We start from the raw sequence: 18,541 nt of genomic DNA on the forward strand, positions 1-18,541 counted from the left end.
CACACCCGCGACGGCGACGGATTTCATCCAGCACGAGGCATGAGCCGCGCGGCGGAGCAGGCCTCCGTAAGCGGCGAGTAACGAAGGGCTGGATGAAATCCGTCCCGCCCCTTTGGGTTGCGCACAAAAAACGCGGGTGCGAAATAAGTGTTAACAGGCCCTAGATAATCCATCGGGATGCGAGATTGATGGCAAGACAGGTTGCGAGATCGTCTGGGCAAGCAGTGAAATGGCTGAAAACTTACCGCCATCCCTCGGATAGGCTCGAAGAGCCGCCTAATGAATATCCGGGTTTATGTTGAAAATGGGAGAAAGTTGATGTTCGAGTGGCTGGCTAGCCCGGAAGCGTGGGTGGCATTAGTAACGCTAACCGCGTTGGAAATCGTATTGGGGATCGATAATATTATCTTTATCTCCATTCTCGTGGGCCGCCTTCCCGAAGCCCAGCGCAATTTTGCGAGAAGAATGGGCCTCGGCTTGGCCATGCTTACTCGCCTCGGGCTGCTGTTCTCCATTTCATGGGTAATGAGCTTAACCGAACCATGGTTTGAGGTACTCAGCAACCAGATTTCAGGGCGCGATATCGTGCTGATTGGAGGGGGCCTGTTTCTACTGGTCAAAGCCACTCATGAAATACACAACAGCGTCGAAGGATTGGATGATGAGGGCCACAAGGTTGTCGCCAACAGCATGGGAATGGTACTCCTGCAGATTGCGATCCTGGACATCGTTTTTTCGCTTGACTCAGTCATAACCGCCGTCGGTCTGGTCGATCATGTTTCATTGATGGCGATTGCGATTGTTCTGGCGGTGCTGGTTATGTTGATGGCGGCCAAGGCAATAGGGGATTTTGTAGATACTCACCCAACCATCAAAATTCTTGCGCTCTCGTTTCTGATACTGGTTGGAGTGACCCTTATCGTGGAAGGTTTCGATGTGCATGTTCCAAAAGGTTATATCTATTTCGCGATGGCATTTTCGGTCGGCGTGGAGTTTCTCAACCTTCGAATGCGTCGAAAGAAGGCGATCAGATTACACAAGCAGATTAATGAAATTGACTGACTGCAAGACCAATGCGCGCGAATTAGGTTAGTAAACTCACCTGCTGGGCTCTTCTACGTATGATTGATTGGCGAAATGGCCAACCCTTTTCCTCCTTTTTCGGTGATATCTATTTCTCAAGGGACTCCGGGCTGGAGGAAAAACGTCATGTTTTCCTGCAAGGCAATCATCTCTCCGAACGTTTTGCGTCTTTGGCAACAGGTGCAGGTGATGCATTTGCCATTGGCGAGACAGGATTCGGCACCGGGCTGAGTTTCCTATGCGCATGGCAACTATTCGATGAGATCGCCCCATCCAGGGGCAGTCTGGATTTTTTTAGCGTCGAAAAATATCCACTTGATGAGCGGGAGTTGGCCGATGCCCTGGCGTTGTGGCCAGCATTGCAGCAATATGCTGATGATCTCATTGCACGTTGGCCGCGCCGCGTGCCGGGCTGGAATCGATGGAGCTTCGCCGGCGGACGAGTACGGCTCACGCTGGCGATAGGCGACGTGGCCGAGACGCTGCCTGAAATCCATAACGGCATCGACGCATGGTTTCTCGATGGCTTTTCACCAGCACGCAATCCGGAAATGTGGACGCAACCGGTATTCGAACACGTTGTACGGGCATCCCGCCCTGGCGCTACATTTGCCACCTATACCTGCGCCGGCTGGGTACGGCATGGACTGGAACAAGCCGGATTTCAGGTACGCAAGTGGCCCGGTTTCGGCCACAAACGCGAAATGCTGCGAGGTTGCCTTCCCGGTTCACCGCTTATGCAACCCTCCAGTCCTGCAACGGCCATCGTGATCGGCGGAGGAGTGGCGGGTTGTGCCGTTGCATCAGCGCTGGCCATGCACGGGGTCTCCGTTGCCCTCATCGAACATGCGCCAGCCCTCGCCGCGGCGGCGTCGGGCAATCCACGCGGCATACTGCACGCTCGCTTGAGCGCGGGCATGAATCTGCTGCAACGCTTCGTGCTGGCCTCCTATGGGCATGCGCTTGCCTTGCTGGATGAAAAGCTACCCATAGACGGCATCGCCCGCACGGAATGCGGAGAGCTGCAATTGGCCTTTTCCGCGGAAGAGGTGCAACGCATCAACAAGCTGGTGGCACTCGATTGGCCACCGCACATATTACGGTACGTCAATGCGGCTGAGGCATCCGCACTGGCTGGCATCGAGTTGTCGCATGGGGGCTTGTGGTTTCCTGCAGGCGGTTGGCTGGTTCCGCCACGATTCTGCGCAGAATTGGCAGCGGGCCCGGGCATTGTGTGCCACACCGGCCATCGTGTGGAATCCCTGATGGCGATGGATGCTGGTTGGCGTGTGGAGGGAAAGGATCAGCATGGGCAGACCTGGTCCCATGAGGCTCAAATAGCCGTGATTTGCACCGGATATCAGGTGAAATCATTTGCGCCGACGGCAAATTTTCCACTGACTCCAGTACGGGGACAGATCACTATGGTACCCGCCACATCCTATAGCGAGAATTTGCGGACGGTCGTGTGTACCAGCGGTTATCTGGCGCCATCAACCGAGGGACTACACATGATGGGAGCGACGCATGGTTTTAACGATGCAGCGATTGATTTGCGCGCATCCGATCATGCTGCCAATTTGGCTAGGCTGGTGGAAATATCCCCCATGCTGGCAAAAGCGATAAATATCGATTCTTTGGATGTTGAGGGACTGGCTGGACGCGCCGCGGTGAGGGCATCCATGCCCGGAGCCCTACCGCTGGTGGGTGAACTATTGCCCGGGCTTTATACCAGTCTGGGCCATGGCACGCGCGGCCTGATAACCGCCGGTCTCTCAGGTGAGCTGATCGCAGCGGCTGCGTGCGGGCAATTGCCCCCCCTGCCTGCGTCTGTGCTAAGCGCATTGTCCCCTGCGAGAAGGCTTATGGGGCTTATTTGCCGCGCAAGCAGGACAGGAACATAAAACGAACGTTACAGTATGGAATGAGTAAAGCGATTAAGCGCAACGGGACAGGAGGCAGGAAATAGGGCTCTACGCGACGCCCCGTATGTCGTTAAAACGAGGTACACACCGTATAACAGTTTCCGATCAGTCTTTCGATCTCATTCGAATATTTGCCTGTGCCTCTGCTTTATTGATGGCCGAGATCTGGCGTCCGAATGCATCGCGTGTCTTTCTATCGGCCTGGGCGCTCTTGATGCTGCGCTCACACCGCCAGCGTTTGCCCGTCTTTGTAACGACCAGACGCATTTCATCGCGCGAATGTTGAACGTGACAATGGTAGCAATAAATAGTGGCAGACATGGCTAATTATGAGAAGTTGTGCGTTTTTCCAGCTTCTTCCAGGATGACCGGATGCTGGCTGGGGGAAAACAAGGGGCCAGACTTTCGCCTAGCCCTCTGTTCACGTGGCGCGCCCGGCAGGATTCGAACCCACGACCCCTTGGTTCGTAGCCAAGTACTCTATCCAACTGAGCTACGGGCGCTAAAGCTGGTCAATTTTACTCGCGTCATTCAAAATTGCTGGCCACGATTATACCAGACTGGCGGCTCATCAAGTCAAAGTGAACTCCATTCAGTTGAAATTTTTCGTAAGATTCTAATTATTACGACATTACTGCAAATTTTCTATTGTTTCTTTATTTGGCCGGTACTGCCGGATTCAGGATAATCAGGCATTGAAGGACAATGGCTTGACCAACCGATCTTATGGAACAGACGATCCCACAATAGCCTTGAATGCTTAACAATCGGGAATCAATACCACCGCTCCTGTCAGCTTTCCTTCTCGTAGCCTCATCAGGGCAATATCAGTCTGGCTTAGCGGCAGAGATTCGGTCGTCACTCGAACAGGCACTTTCGGTGCCAATGCCAGAAATTCTACAGCATCCTGGCGGGTCAGATTGGCAACCGAGACCAGCTGTTTTTCGCGCCATAGAATGTCGTAGGGGAAAGCAGGAATGTCGCTCATGTGAATGCCACCACAAATCACGATCCCACCGGGATGGATAGCGCGCAGGGCGGCAGGCACCAAAGCGCCGATAGGGGCAAAAATAATGGCGGCATCAAGTTCTTCAGGCGGCATCGTATCCGAATCACCTACCCACGCCGCACCCATCTTGCTGGCAAAATCCTGTGCGGCTACATCACCGGGGCGTGTAAGCGCGAATAATTTACGCCCTTGATAGCGCAGGATTTGCGCCACGATATGAGCCGCGGCGCCGAAGCCATAAATTCCAATCCGATCTGCGTTCCCGGCCATTTTGAGCGCACGATAACCAATCAGGCCGGCACATAACAAGGGTGCCGCTTCGACATCATCATAAATTTCAGGTATGCGAAAACAATAACGCGCATCCGCGACCGTATATTCCGCATAGCCGCCATCGATTTGATATCCGGTGAACTTGGCTTTTGCGCACAAATTTTCATGACCATTACGGCAATACCGGCAATGACCGCAGGTCCAGCCCAGCCAGGGAATCCCGATCCGCTCCCCAATCGCAAAATTATGGACATTTATCCCGCAAGACACCACGCGCCCCACGATTTCATGACCGGGAATAATGGGCAATTTTGGATTGGGCAATTCGCCGTCAACAATATGCAGATCCGTACGGCAAACAGCGCAGGCTGCAATCTTGATCAACAACTGATCAGGGGCTGGCTCGGGACGAAGCACAGACCGCATGTGAACTGCTTGCCCCGGCTTATCCAGTACCATCGCTTGCATGGAACTATTTGGCTTGGACATGTCACTATTAACGGTCGATTATTGCCCCGGGAACCACTATCGGTTCTGATACCGGCTCAGATCGAACACACCGGCATAGATCGGGTTATCGTGACGATACTTTGCCTGGAACCAGTCCGCGCTCTGCCAGAACTGCGGGTTGCTGCGGCGAACGCCATACTTTTCGATCAACGCGTCATAACGCTCATAGCCGTCGATCGCCCTATACTGATCCACGAACGCCTGCAGATCCGATAAGTGCAGCTCCATGAAAAAATTGGGATAGGCGCCGATGAAACCTCTAACTACATCGACCGTGTCCTCGCTCTTGACGCGACTCGTTTCCGTGGGTACTAAAGCCGTGGTGTTGAAGTATGACTTGTTGCGCACCAGCGTGTAGATCAGATCATTTTGCACCGATCCGTCGACAATGACTCGCATGAAGGTCACGTTGGGGAAGACATCCGTGATCTCGCCTTTTATGTCGCTCAGACGCCGGAACGCTTTCTCAACCGCGTCGGCTCTTGGATCCAGTTTTAATGCTGCGCATTGCATCGGGAACTCCCGGCACCAGTTGATGGTGTCCAGCGATGATCGTGCGCCGCCCAGGTGCTGGTAGGCCTTAACAAAAAACTCCTTCTTGCCGTCCGCCGATTCATAGCGTATCGCGGGCTCCCGCGTGCCGTATTTTCTGACATTCTCGGCAATCAGGCGTTCCAGCTTCTCCGGCTTGTTGGTCCCTCGGTACCAGTGGCGATACAGGGGGAACCGCTGGTCGCGCGGTAGAAAGAGCAAGAAATTGAACTCTGACTCCATGCGCAGGAAATCCATGTAGGTACGCGTGGCCAGCTGGTGACCGGCAGTACCATAGACGTTGAAGCCCGCCACCAGCAGATAATGGATACGCTCAAGCAGTGGATAATCCAGCACCCAGCCAGTCTTTGGAATCTCGCCAACAAAACCTTGCACCACGGTGGCGCTATCATAGTGGCGGTATACCGTGAGCGCAGCGCTGCGATTGACCTTGCCGCCATCCCAGATCTGCGACAGCCCGTAACCCTGACCGGGGGGATAGGCATTCTGCAAGTACTCAATCTTATTCAGGAAATAGCGATGCGCGACATCATAGTAGGCGTCCCAGGCCTTCAGCAACCCGATGCTCTCCTCGCGTTCGGAGGGAATGCGCAGATCATCGCTGATTTTTTCAAGGAATTTGGCATCGTGACCCAGAGGATCGCCGTCTGGATCGGTGAATAGAACCCAGAAATGGTCGTCGATCACGCTCAACGCGATTGAGCCGCGGCACACCGGCCCCTTGATGAACCCGGCGATAATGAAATGCGCGTCATCCAACAAGAATTGGTAGCGGCTGCGGGGCGGAATGGCAACAAAAGTCTTAAACGGATTCGCGGAAAGTTGTGACTCATAGCTAGGCAAGATATTCACCTCATAGTCCGGCTCGAGAAACAACTCCCTAAAACGCGCCAGACGCTGGTCGTTGAGCGCATAGGGTAGATGGGTCTTGTCGACAATGGTGCGGTCGTGACGCTGCAGCCGATAATAAAATGGGCCGGCACCAGGGTCGTCATAGGGACGGACCGAAGGAATCACGTCAATGGGCTGCCCGGGTGCCGTACGCGACCGCACCAGCATGAAATACATGCCGGGATCAATCTGGTCGAAAAAAAGATGTCCGAGGAAGAGATGCTCATACAGATATCGCGCCATGAGTCGTTCCTTGTTCGACGCGCTGTTGAAGAACGTCTCCCATTTGGCGACTTCCTGCTGCACAGGCTGCGGAAGCGCCGCTGCCGGCTCCACCGGCGCGCCCTGCGCCAGCCAGGTTTCGATGGTCTTGAATTCACCCTCGCTCAGCGCTGGGAAGCCGAACGGCATGCCCCACTGCGGGTGCTGGCGCGCGAAATGGTCGTAGCGCTCTATGTTCGGGCACTGGCTGGGTTGGGTAAGCGAATCCTTGTCAGTGCGCAACTCGGAACCGACAGCATATGCGTCCGGCAACCGGCCCGAGGTTGGAAATTTATCACTACGCTTGAGCAGCAGGGTTTTGTACAACAGTGAGTTGTTGAGATGGGCCGCGCGCGTACCGACGCCTTCATTCAGTACCGGGTAGAAACCCATCTCGCGCCATGCGGGGGTGTTTTGGGCATCGATTCCGAGGCGAGCCGGATTGCTGGTCGTAAATCGGGCGCCATTGTATACCGGCACAGCGTTCGCGCCGCGATCAAGCCCTTCGTAGGAGGTCAAATCCAGCCCACAGGGTGCGTCGTAACAACTGTGGCACACGATACAGCGTTGATTCAGGATCGGCTGTACCTGCTTATCGAAGGAGACATAACCGGCAGCGGCGACGTTGTCAGGGGAAATGATGCGATCTTTGGGGGCCGACGGACCGTAGAGTGTCTCGTAATTGGTTGCCAGCGCGACACAACCCGCCAGCAGGGCCGTCAATAGAAACAGGTAATTGCTCATAGGCGCTTCCTGCAAAACTTTCCATCTAAGCGGAATTGACCTGCTCCCCATGCTTATTACATTAATTACTTTATTCTTTAACACCCTTAGATTTTTCAAGCATTCTAATACTATTGAAAAATATTGCATTGTCAGACCCTCTCACCGAAGATGCTGATTTTAAAGCTCTTTCCATGCTATCAATTTCAGATTTAGAAAATTTATTGGGCTGAAGAGTAACAGTCTTCGCATAGGATTGCGCCGCTTGCTTGGCAATTTCTGAAGGTTCACTGCTGTCCAATGATATTGCAATTAAAATATTAGTAGCTTTGGCGTCACCCGTCATTGCATTAATTGCAGCTATTCTTAATGGCTGTGAAATTTCTCTATTCGTTGCATATTCAATTACTTTAGCATGTGTGGCTTCAAATTTTCCCGCAAGAGATAGAGCGGCAATTTTGGTTTCTAAATTAGTCTCAGGAGAATTTAAATATTTAGTAATTATTGGTATAGCAATATCTGATTTAGAATACTCAATTATTTCAACAACTTCTTTTCCAGAAAATAAACCTAAATTACTTGCATTTACCACGGATTGGATGATTGGTGTATAACTTAAAGTTCCTCCCGTTTTTGCCGCAATTGACCGTACTTCCTTATTCTTGTGAAACACCGCTTTATCTAGAGAAGCTAATATTTTCAAATGTTGACTTTGTGCAACTTGCTGACTACTTGTCATTCTGTAGCCTTTTTTAAAACCTAACATATGATCACTCATCACACTATTTGCTGCCAATGTATTAGCTGCAAGGATGGACAGTTTTTCGGGGATTTCGCTACTACTCAAGATAGTTGATGCTACGTCAGGTACTACTAAATTGTATTTTGCACGAAGCATATTAAATGCATCGATTCTTTCATCGACAGTAGCGGAACTATTTAATGTTTTCTCTCTCAGCCTATCAATGTTAGCTTTATTTTCAGAATAATAAGGCACCAATTCAGGTAGAATCTCGGCCGATACCAAATCCGGATTCAATTGATAACCAACAAAAAAAAACAATAGAATTAATTTAATCATTGTTTTTTCCCCGTCTAAAAGGTACATCGTCGTAGCAATATCCCAGTGACTTATTTTTTCCATGAAATGACATATAATCGATCATATCAGCAACAAGAGGTGATAAATTAGGTGCAAAATTAGAGATGATGGGGAATTCAATACGATCTTCTTCAAGATGACCTAACCAGTTAAGGTCACGTAGACTAAATCGCTGTGTTTCATTACTTTCATCACCATCCCATGGCCACATAGTGTCATTTGACCAATGGCCTTTCGGGCGGTTTCTAGATTTACCGGAAGATTCCCATGTTCCTAGTGGGGCATATCCTTTACTACTCGTTGGATCAAATAATGAGTTATTAAATTGCCATTTTGCCCATACACGGTCAACTTGCGCATGAATTAGAAAGAAAACCGGATCCGAAGGAGAGATGCCCCTTGCCAACCAACCGTTAAGCCTATCATGAGCATCTCCATGATGAGATCCCTCCATATTCGACCATAAAGTTGAATAGTCACCATTTGATCCAATTATTAAGTCTTCAGGGATAACTCCCACCGGTTGCGAACCATTGCCAGGTCGACTATCAACTAATTTAGTACCACCCACTCTCCAGTTCTTCCAAGGATGATTAGCAGAAAACTCAACTTTGCCATCTAGAGATTCTCCAGCTGGAGTTCCCATGGCCATTAATGTAAATATGTTTTTACTGGCCGTATCAAACTTCCAATATGGTATTGTTACAAAGCTATCAATCACTTGCAGTTCTCTTTCCAAGGCTAACAAAAAAGCTCTATGCCATGGAAGGAACGCTGGTCCTCCGTGGGCCATGTTCCAAGCAGCATTGTGCACGACTGGGTATTTCACATATAGGCTATTTGAGGAATCGTTATTAACATCGTGCAGTATTGCTAATGTATTAATAAATCGCTGCCATTCTGTTGAAGTAAGTTTTTCAGCATTTTTTCTTACTCTTACCGAAGTGTTAAATATTCCAATTTCAATCCCATCTCCATTAACAACCGCAATTCTTACGTCATTGGGATTAGTGGAAGGATAGCCAAAATCCCCAGCGACTAAAAACTCAACCCAATCACCATTTTTGGGTAAAACAATTTCTATTGATTTGCTACTAGTAAAATTTTTACTAGTTGAATCTTTACCAGTATTTTTCTTCGCAAAAAAAACAACCTGCCCGTTCTTTCTATCATCAGTTCGAGGAGAACTGATGAGTGTAACTTTGACATCTGCATTTTTTGGCTCCGTTAGAGCAACACGTGCGACTATAGGATTCCAACACAGATGAGCCTTTTCTGCGTCTTTTTCACCTATAATCATGTCAACAGTCTGACCGTGGATCGTGGCAGAAAGAAAAAAAAGAAAAATTAGCCCAATTATTCTTCTAATCTGGAGCATTTTCATCATCTCGGGGCAATAACATCCACTGAAAAAGTTTTATTAACTCCCTCCACTTTGATAGGCTTAAACCTTGAGATTTTTGATTCTCTAATCTCAGGTGGATTGGTAGATTCAAACCAAAAGTTATAAGTTGTTCCCCACCGAATAGCATTTGCATTTTTGTCTTCGCTATATGATTTTTTGGTTTGCCATGAGACGATACCTGCTTCGGAAAGATTTCTCCAAGGATCACTTGAATAAATTTCTCCATGATATTTTGGTGCATAAAATCCTACTGAACCAGTAACTATCCCGTTGGCTGGAACCTCTAATCCTTGTACTCCAATATCACTATTCATATTGAATACTGCATATTCATACCGATAAGTCCCATTCGCTAATGGTAATGATTTGGACGCCACATATATATAGCTCTTTGCTTGATTTGTTTCTTGCGTCGTAACAATTTCTATTTTTGCCCCATCTTTTTGCCACTCCGAAATGGCAGGCTTTAAATGTTCAATATCGTCATTTTTTTTGTTTAAAGAATATCTATTACCGGACAGAGTAGGAATTACCTCGCGGTAACTAAGATTATTTTGGGCATTACCTGCAGCCGCATCATCGACAGCAATATACTGGGATTCAATAAAATAACGTGCTCCTGCCATTTGTAATTGTTCTTCTTCAAGTAAAATAATTTTCTCAATGCCTTTACTTGGAGGATATCCCGTTAAGTCCTGCGCAGTTTCATCAAACATACCAGTAGTAGGATTAATTTTACTGCGTGGACCAAGCAACTCCTCATTTGCATTTAAAGCTGCGGGATAAAGATCAGTGCATCCAGGATACAATTTTTGTCCATCATGACCTGATGGAGCATCGCAGCGAGAAGGTGCGCCTGGTATACCAGCACAATGCGACGCATTTGTTGCGAAAAATCCGTGTTTAACCCAGCTCATCCCGAGTTGTTGCATCTTATTGTTATGTAAACGGTAAAGATTAAGTGATATTACTGGATGTTGAGTACTTGGGGTTCCTTTCCATTCCAAAGCTTGGGTACCAAGGTTACAGGAATCTGTGCTTGCAGTAATTCCGATGCGGCCTTGAGCATCTCTACTACCCGATTCTTGCACATCATCCACTTTATTTACCACTACATCGGGGCCTGCTGCCCATGCAATAACGTTAACTACGCTAAAATTTAAGGCTATAAAAAACACTAGATATTTCATGTCGCTCTCCTAATTTAAGTACTCGAGCAAATAATACTAGCTTAGATTGCATTTTTTCTTTATTTCCCTTCTTGGGGGAACATAACAACGTCATTTTCCTTCATCAATTTTATTACTTCCGCCGCTTATCTTTAGATCAGTAATCCCTGTAATCACCACCCCTTTTAGGGTAGCCGCTTATTTACTGAATAGGATGCTTTTAACCCTTATTGTTATTTGATACTTCGAGATGCAATAAGAAGTGATCCCGATTGTTCAAACAGCAACCTGCATTTTTAAGTGGAATCCCTGCTGATCGTCAGTTCAACTGTCGGCGGCATGACGTCATAAGTCTCATCAGGTGCTTTCTCGCCCAGACTCGAAATGTGGCCTGGATCGGTTGTACCAATCCATGTATTGCATAATTGATACTTGGCTTCTGCGATCGAATCATAGGCTCCACCTTGGCGAGCCCGCCTTCTAAAAAATCATTCTCCAGCGTCAGTTGCCCAATCTTGGCGTGCAACACCTTCAAATCAGCCGGTGGTTCCGCCGCACAGCGTCTCCGCCGCCAAACACGTCAACAGCCCGTTCGCTTAGTTACCGTTTCCACTCAATAATCTGGTTAGGGTGAATTTCAAACTGCTGTGCCAGTTCGGCCAGCGTCTTGTCGCCAGCTATTGCTGCTACTGCCACTTTGGCTTTGAACACCGCTGAGTGCGTCCGTCCCCCTCTTCTTGCCATTCTCCACTCCATATCTAAGCCCCCGCAGAGGACATCAAAAGGTAGCAGATTTTCCACTTATAGGCTTGTTCAGATTCTTGGGGCCACTTCTGAAGGCATCCAATGAAAGATCTGATTTCCTCTCTAGTTGTGGAATAGGCGCTCATACGTCAGCATATGCATTACAAAAAAAATGGATTTATGGCTCTTAAGGTTCCGATTTTTTAACATCAGCAATTAACACTTTTAAGCATTGCTTACGAACTGAGTGCATCTGTGTAATTAGATCTTTTTTTTGCTCGAGTTCTGTTGCGATTATAATTTTTTTCTGACTCGCTCTTAGATCATCTGGAGTCGCTGTTAAAAGTATATCTACCTGCTCCTGCTCCGCTCTTAGCCTTTCTTTCTGCTTCCCCGCCTCCACCTCTAGTTCAGCGAACTTATTTATTATGCTAATGCATGAGTCTACTATATGACTTTTATTAATTACTTTTCCTACAATCTCAGAAGCCGCCACGGTAATTTTTTCCACAGTAGTGGAGTCGATTCTGTTGATATAAATTCCCCCTGATAATTCAGCCTTTCCCTCTGCGGCAGCCTCAGCCATGAGCGTTGCTTTACCGAGATTTTCCTCAACGGTCTTAACAACTTTTTGTGCATCCGCGACATTTTTTTCTGCATTCTTGACTGCCGACTCCGCAAGCTTAAGTTTACGTTGCTCTTCCTCCAGCTCTTTTTTCAACCGCTCTTTTTCTGCAACATCTGTGGTGCTTCCTATTAACGTTGTTTTGTCATTCACTACCTTTTGCTGGTCAATCTGCTTTTGATTTGCCTCCATCAAGTCTTTTTGTCTTGATTGTTCAGTTTCTCGCGCTGCGGTAAGGCTGGCTTGAGTAGCTGCAAGGTTCGCTGATGCGTCTGCATTGCTTTTAGTACTTATTGCTGCCTGCGACGCAACCACAACCCCTGTCAACTGCTCAATGGCAAGTACTCCTAATGTCAAATCCTGAGAGCGCCTGAGTAGCTGCGCAACGTCAAATTCCGTTAATTGACCGTTGTAGGAGGCTTCGCAAATCCGGTACAGATGATCACGCATCAGAGTAATTGACTGGGTACGCAAACCAATACTTGCTGAGCTAGTTGATAGTGCGTTTGCTGCTGCTGCGGAGCCCCGCCCGAAAATATCCAGACTGAATCCCTGTGATGCCGCAAAAGCTTGAAGGGCATCAGGGGAAGGCTCCGCACAAATAACACCGTTTTTAGAAAATGCTAGACGCTGTGCTGCGTCCAAATGAATTGCTAACCCACTCGTTCTACTGCCAATACCATCCTTCTGACTGGCCTTGGGCCCGGTCCCATCAATAATTCCCAATTGTCTAGGCGGCAAGGTGGTTGTTCGATCTATGGTACTAATGTTCGCGCAACCCCACGAAACTAGTGAAAGAGCAGCTGCAGCTATGGTTTTTATGTTCATATTCTGCGCCCCTTATTGTTCACTTCATTCTGGTTTCAAGCACTTGTTCTGCTTAGCTCTTTTTGCCGCATCCCCACACTCGAGTTGGTCTTCATCCCCGGGATCCACAATGCATGCGTCCAATGTATCGATGGCAATATAGCTAGACGATGCCTTGTGGTCGCTTTTTCCCTTGCCTTCAAACGATAGGCGTATTTTCCTTGCACCCGCGGGTATATCAGTAAGTTCAAAACTCCGGATGAAATCAGAATGAGCCGGATCATTACTTTGTATAATTCGGCCTTTCTCATATTCAAAATTGTGAGTTTGTCCGCCAAGCGAGATCATGTATCTCAACTGAACAGCCGTATCCTTTAACTCCGAACCTCGTATATCAATACGAACCGTCTCCAGCTTCTCGAGTTTTTTAGAAAATACCAAGTCGAACTTACAACTTGCGCGGGACTTTTCAGCCACATTTTGTCCCAATTCCAGGAAACACCCCGGAAAAATCATGCTCAACTCGCGACTGTCTGGACTTAACTGCGTTTTGGTTGTCCGCGCATCACAGGCGTTGTTGTCAGTATTATGAAACGCAGGTAAGTCGAAAGTAGCAGCAGGCAAATCTTGGGCACAGATTCCGACACTCCATGAATAAGCCAGAAGGAAATAAATCGTTCTAATAGTCACAAACCTCCTCTTTTTATTTTTAAGATCGGTTTTTTCTGTTCCAAGCACTCGCTCTCAATCCCCGTGTCATCACAAATAAAACGTCTATTAAACTATAGCATTAAATAAAATTATTGCTGAGAAGGGTACTCCTCCCATTTTTAGCTGCCTTCAGAAGTAGTGTTCAGGTGACCATTGCCAACTTCTGATAGGGCGTTATTCCGCCGATGGCGGTATTTGGTCTTTCCGCATTGTAACGCCACAGCCATTGCGTCGCGGTTTCCCGCGCATGTGTGATGGATTCGAAGATCGTGAGATTCAGCCATTCTTGCCGCACGGTGCGATTGAATCGTTCTACATAAGCGTTTTGCGCGGGCTTACCGGGCTGTATAAACCGCAACTCGATTCCCTTGGCTTCAGCCCCATTGCCGGAATTCCTGACAGATGTGCTCGGGTCCATTATCCAGGCGTAGTGCTTGTGGTTTGCCGCGCCATTCGATAATGCGCTCCAGCGTCCGGATGATACGAGCCGAAGGCAGCGATAGATCCACCTCGATACCCAGGCCCTCGCGGTTGAAGTCATCGATCACATGGAAGGTGCGAAAGCTGCGTCCGTCAGATAAGGCATCATGCATGAAATCCATCGACCAGACCTCGTTAGCCCGTTGCGGTACCGCCAAGGCCTGCGGCTTGTCCCGCTTCAGACGCCGCTTTGGTTTGATCCGCAAATTCAGTTCCAATTCCCGATAGATGCGATACACCCGTTTGTGGTTATAGGGCATACCCTTGATGTTTCGCAGCCAGAGAAAGCACAGCCCGAATCCCCAAGTGCGATTTGCACAAGTCAGCCGCAATAACCAATCCGAAATCCGGGCGTTGTCATCCGACAATCTCGAGCGATATCGATAACAGGTCTGCGAGACTGAGAATAAACCGCACGCACGCTTGATCGCAATGCCATGGTCCGCTACCGCCTGGGCGGCCATCTCTTTTCTGTGAGATGGCCTCACCACTTTTTTGCCATCGCCTCACGCAGAATCTCACAATCCATCCTGGATTCAGCATACATTGTCTTCAGCCGCAGATTCTCCTCTTCCAGTTCCCGCAAGCGCGTCATGTTGGATACATCCATGCCGCCGTACTTGCCACGCCATTTATAAAAACTGGCATCACTCATCCCATGCTTGCGGCACAAATCCGGTACTGCAACTCCATTCTCCGCCTCTTTCAAAATCTGAAATATCTGGCTTTCCGTATAACGTGTTCGCTTCATCGTAGCTTCTCCTTAAGTAGAAAATGCTACTCCTAAATGCAGCTACTTTAGGGGGGATTACCCAATAGCCCAGATGAGTTTCGGGAGGATGACGTTATGTAGAGGGAGTGAGATGGAAAATTAACTACGCGAGGGTAAGCACTCAGGAGCAGGACCTAGCCTTTTCTAGGCATGATCGTAACAATGCGCGCTAAAATTAGCTAAAAGTAATGGTACAAGAGTACCTTGACTCGACCCAAGCTGAGGCGTTAGCCTATTGCAAATCTTCACTCGATACTGAAACATCGAATTATGCACTTCGGTTCCGGGATATTCTGAAAGTCTAGCATTGGTTGTTTTTGATGAACGATGGAAAGCCAAATAAGGGGATAGTATGGTCGGTAAGTATTTGATTGCTCTGCTACTCTTGACGGGTTGTGCGGGCACGAATGTCAACCGGGTGGCTACGGGTGAGATTGCTGGGCCGGGAGAGGTTCTAGATTCGAAGGCGGATGGAATTCGATATTATGAGATCGCGCCTTTTCTCCTAGTCTATACCGATGGACGAGGAGGACTCACCAGCCAACTGCTCTTCCTGCCCGATCTTACCAGAAAGCGCGTCATCGATCCGTTTGCGGTGCTAGCCACCAACAATACGACGCTGACGTTCGTGAATGGCGTTCTTACGCAGGGTAAAACTGTAGTGGACGAGACAGTGGTACCGAAGGCTATCGTTGGAGCGCTGGAAAAGGCTGCCATCGCCGCCGTGAACGCGTTTCTCAATGACGTCGGGACTCCGCCCACTACGCAGGTGCCTCCACCCCAACTTTTCAAGATCGTTCTAGAAAATGGTGGCGGCCGGCTAGTCGGGGGTAAATCGGTGGGCTCAAATGGTGAGATCCGAATGATCGATATTACGGTAACCGATCCCGGCGGGGAGAGCAAGACTACTGAAAAATCCTCCCCGGAGAAAAAGCCATGAAAATCGCCTTTGTACTTTTCTTAAGTCTACTATTTGGCATGCTATCTGGGTGTGCAACTTTTGTAAGTGGCGAAAGGGCTGATCTTGGCAAGGGGGGGTATGAATATTCTCTTCCTGTTCCCATTATTGTGGTGACCCCGCAGGCCAACGGGACACTCGACGTTAAGGTCGACTATCTTCCTGATCCGAACAACACATATGTTTTACGCACCGAGTCGTTGATATCCAGCTACACCCTGGATGTTAAGCGTACGAACGGAATGCTGACTTCTGTCTCACTCGACGCAAAGGCGGACGGTGTCGCGGAGGCGATCGCAGAATCAGCCGGCAATGTTGTCAAAGCTAAGGGCGACGTGCTCGCCAAAGAAAAGGAAAAGGCAGAGATAGCCGAGAAAGAGCAGTTGAAAGCAATCGATCAAGCAGAGCTTTCGCTCGCTATTGCTGTAGCAAAGCAGAAAACGATCATCGCTGCTAAAGAAACTTCAAAATTCCTTGATGCCGAACTGGCTGTTGCTGAGGCGCAGGCGAAGCTTGATCATCTTTCAAAACGAGTGGCTTCAGGTGGAGCGTCTTACAATGATCCCGGAGACGGAACTCTTCCCACAGCTGCGGGCCCCGTCATCTTTCGAGTAGTTACAGAAGCTGACGGGGTCAAGCTTGTAGCTCTCGATGGTCCGAGTAGCTTTGTAACATCACTTGCGGCCAAACCAGGGACAAAAGTAGAAGACCTTACGGCAGAGGTGCAGGGGTCAAGCGTCCTAAAGCGGGATCGTGACAAACCTCTGCAATTTGTTATTCTTGTCAACAAGCCCGTCGCAAGTGTCGACCTTGACAATTCACTCCTCCAAGTCGCGGGGTCCAACGAGGATGCCCGTAAGTGGCTTGTGGCGGCAAACGCGAACAATACCAGTACGGGTGCGTTGGTGATCGTCACACTGAAGAATAACATGCCTAAGGGTACCTACCTGTTCACGCCAGTTTTCAAAAAGAATACGGGTGAACCAATGCAGACAGATCCAGTGAAAATCACGGTAGCCCCATGATTGGCATTGAATGCATCCTCGCACGCCTAACCTCGGCAGTTGGAGTTCCTGCTTTCACGCAGGGTGGTCGCGAAGCGGAGATCACGAATATATTTTCTGCTGCCTCGCATGGTGACATTGATCTTCTAGTCAATAATTCTGCGCTTGCTCGTCCAATGAGTGCCAAGCAGGGATTCTTTGCATTCGATCTTCATCGCGCACTACAAGTGCTGACTCGTAATCCGCTGCCCTCGGGGCCCGCGGCCCGCATTGCAGTTCTATTCGCGGATTTTTACAATCCGCATCCCAGTACGTTTGGCATTATGTTTGATCGCGGTTTCGACCCCGGGGATGATCCGAGCAGTGCAGCAGTATTTCGTCAGTTACCTCGGGAGGGATGCGCAGTATTCCTTCGTGCCATAACGGATCTAAGCAGGACTGTTCCAGCCCGCCGTACTGCTTTAGCAGTAGAACGGGAAGCGTTTTTCACGACTATTCATGAACTGGGGCATGTCTTCAATTTGCAACATGCAGCACCGCCGCCAGCCAACTTCATGTCGCAAAGCCTTCGCGCCCGGACTTATCCCATCCAAGCGGACTATTTTCTGCCGATTCATCAGCAATGGTTATCTCAATGCTCCGTGAATCCAGCCGTTTATCCAGGAGGTGCAAGATTCCGTGATTCTACTTCTTATGCCAATCATGATATTCCTTCAACCGGTGTACGACGTCTGTCGTTTGGTCTTGAACTGCTGATTAGCATGGGGCAGCGTGAATTTTGGCCGTTTGAGCCAGTCGAGCTTGATGTTGAGCTACGGGTCGCGCCGGGCGTTGATCGACAGTTCCACGTGCCCGACGCAGTAGATCCTGGATACGACCAGTTTACGATTCGTATCGAAGATCCCAATGGAGATTGCCGCCGCCTTTACTCGCCAAGAAACTATTGCAATACCGGAAAGGCACTGAAAATTGCACCCACCCGTCCCTTTCGCCGCGATATCAGTATATTTGGCCAATCCGGCGGCTATACCTTCGTTCAGCCCGGCATCCATCGTTTGTGGGTCGAATTTAAGGTGCGTCACGATGTCACCCTTCGATCTAATGAACTTGAAGTGAATGTAAAGTCACCGGGTAAGGGTCGAGAATTCGACGCAGCGCTGGCAGTACTAAGCCAGTCAGATCGTGCGAAGATCCTTTATCACCGACTCGATCGCTCCGACTCACGACATTTGGTGATGTTAACGGAATACTGTGGAGAAACACGACCTATCGCTTCGAGCGCTTCCATAAAATACGCTGTCGCGCGCGCGATGGAAGAACAAGCAGCCTCTGAGGATCGACAGCTTCCCGAACCGGCGGTCTTACTGTTGCAACAAGCGGCCGATGCGAAGATTCTAGGTGAAACACAAAGGACGCATGCAACTCGGATTTTGGAAGGTGCACGCTCCCGTATGCAACGACGAAAAAAGCGGATCATTCCGATGCTGTCCGGGGCAAGCGAAGGGGAAATATTCCCTTTTTAAATAGCCCGTTTCGC

13 protein-coding genes, 1 tRNA gene and 2 pseudogenes are annotated in these 18,541 nt (G+C 49.1%); 5 read left to right on the forward strand and 11 right to left on the reverse strand.

What is annotated here, in order from left to right; translation table 11 throughout:
* Positions 1-318 precede the first annotated feature (318 nt).
* Together BLR00_RS13010 and mnmC are read left to right on the forward strand one after the other, a co-directional pair.
* On the forward strand, positions 319-1,062 hold the full coding sequence (locus BLR00_RS13010; protein WP_074633343.1) for a TerC family protein: 744 nt from the start codon (positions 319-321) through the stop codon (positions 1,060-1,062).
* A gap of 59 nt (positions 1,063-1,121) precedes the next feature.
* The gene (gene mnmC, locus BLR00_RS13015) at positions 1,122-2,987 is read left to right on the forward strand and encodes a bifunctional tRNA (5-methylaminomethyl-2-thiouridine)(34)-methyltransferase MnmC2/FAD-dependent 5-carboxymethylaminomethyl-2-thiouridine(34) oxidoreductase MnmC1 (RefSeq protein WP_074633346.1); all 1,866 of its coding nucleotides are present in this window, start codon (positions 1,122-1,124) and stop codon (positions 2,985-2,987) included.
* Between the two features lie 126 nt (positions 2,988-3,113).
* Here the strand turns inward: mnmC and BLR00_RS13020 are convergent, their stop codons facing one another.
* The 11 genes and pseudogenes from BLR00_RS13020 to BLR00_RS13070 form a co-directional block, all read right to left on the reverse strand.
* Positions 3,114-3,329 carry a hypothetical protein gene (locus BLR00_RS13020; RefSeq protein ID WP_074633349.1) on the reverse strand — a complete coding sequence of 72 codons (216 nt, stop codon included), beginning with the start codon at positions 3,327-3,329 and terminating at the stop codon, positions 3,114-3,116.
* Between the two features lie 105 nt (positions 3,330-3,434).
* A tRNA-Arg gene (locus tag BLR00_RS13025) sits at positions 3,435-3,511 on the reverse strand.
* 257 nt (positions 3,512-3,768) lie between these two features.
* Complete coding sequence (locus tag BLR00_RS13030; protein WP_256324151.1) at positions 3,769-4,716, reverse strand: zinc-dependent alcohol dehydrogenase family protein; 948 nt, start codon at positions 4,714-4,716, stop codon at positions 3,769-3,771.
* A gap of 99 nt (positions 4,717-4,815) precedes the next feature.
* Positions 4,816-7,248 (reverse strand): fatty acid cis/trans isomerase, encoded by a 2,433-nt coding sequence (locus BLR00_RS13035; protein ID WP_074633353.1) that lies wholly within the window; start codon positions 7,246-7,248, stop codon positions 4,816-4,818.
* Positions 7,249-7,318: 70 nt separating this feature from the next.
* Positions 7,319-8,308, reverse strand: coding sequence for a hypothetical protein (locus BLR00_RS13040; protein ID WP_074633356.1), 990 nt, complete (start codon positions 8,306-8,308; stop codon positions 7,319-7,321).
* On the reverse strand, positions 8,301-9,716 hold the full coding sequence (locus tag BLR00_RS13045) for a tyrosinase family protein (RefSeq protein WP_074633359.1): 1,416 nt from the start codon (positions 9,714-9,716) through the stop codon (positions 8,301-8,303). The genes BLR00_RS13040 and BLR00_RS13045 overlap by 8 nt, the downstream gene beginning before the upstream one ends.
* Positions 9,713-10,924, reverse strand: a complete 1,212-nt coding sequence (locus tag BLR00_RS16490; RefSeq protein ID WP_143007657.1) for a hypothetical protein — start codon at positions 10,922-10,924, stop codon at positions 9,713-9,715. Before BLR00_RS16490 ends, BLR00_RS13045 begins: the two co-directional genes overlap by 4 nt.
* Positions 10,925-11,361: 437 nt before the next feature.
* A pseudogene (locus tag BLR00_RS17090) lies at positions 11,362-11,647 on the reverse strand (transposase); the annotation flags it as partial.
* A 187-nt stretch (positions 11,648-11,834) separates the two neighbouring features.
* Positions 11,835-13,100, reverse strand: coding sequence for a hypothetical protein (locus tag BLR00_RS13060; protein ID WP_074633364.1), 1,266 nt, complete (start codon positions 13,098-13,100; stop codon positions 11,835-11,837).
* 24 nt (positions 13,101-13,124) lie between these two features.
* The gene (locus tag BLR00_RS13065) at positions 13,125-13,817 is read right to left on the reverse strand and encodes a hypothetical protein (protein ID WP_074633367.1); all 693 of its coding nucleotides are present in this window, start codon (positions 13,815-13,817) and stop codon (positions 13,125-13,127) included.
* 115 nt (positions 13,818-13,932) lie between these two features.
* Positions 13,933-15,021, reverse strand: a pseudogene (locus BLR00_RS13070) (IS3 family transposase).
* A gap of 373 nt (positions 15,022-15,394) precedes the next feature.
* Between BLR00_RS13070 and BLR00_RS13080 the strand changes: the two are divergent.
* From BLR00_RS13080 to BLR00_RS13090, 3 genes are read left to right on the forward strand one after another with little or no spacing between them, the layout of a single operon-like run.
* The gene (locus BLR00_RS13080) at positions 15,395-15,982 is read left to right on the forward strand and encodes a hypothetical protein (protein WP_074633373.1); all 588 of its coding nucleotides are present in this window, start codon (positions 15,395-15,397) and stop codon (positions 15,980-15,982) included.
* Positions 15,979-17,025: a cell envelope integrity TolA family protein gene (locus BLR00_RS13085; RefSeq protein ID WP_074633376.1), complete on the forward strand. Its 1,047-nt coding sequence runs from the start codon at positions 15,979-15,981 to the stop codon at positions 17,023-17,025. The genes BLR00_RS13080 and BLR00_RS13085 overlap by 4 nt, the downstream gene beginning before the upstream one ends.
* The gene (locus BLR00_RS13090) at positions 17,022-18,527 is read left to right on the forward strand and encodes a hypothetical protein (RefSeq protein WP_074633379.1); all 1,506 of its coding nucleotides are present in this window, start codon (positions 17,022-17,024) and stop codon (positions 18,525-18,527) included. Before BLR00_RS13085 ends, BLR00_RS13090 begins: the two co-directional genes overlap by 4 nt.
* The last annotated feature ends 14 nt before the right edge of the window (positions 18,528-18,541 follow it).

Source organism: Nitrosospira multiformis (genome assembly GCF_900103165.1).
Classification (GTDB): Bacteria; Pseudomonadota; Gammaproteobacteria; order Burkholderiales; family Nitrosomonadaceae; genus Nitrosospira; species Nitrosospira multiformis_D.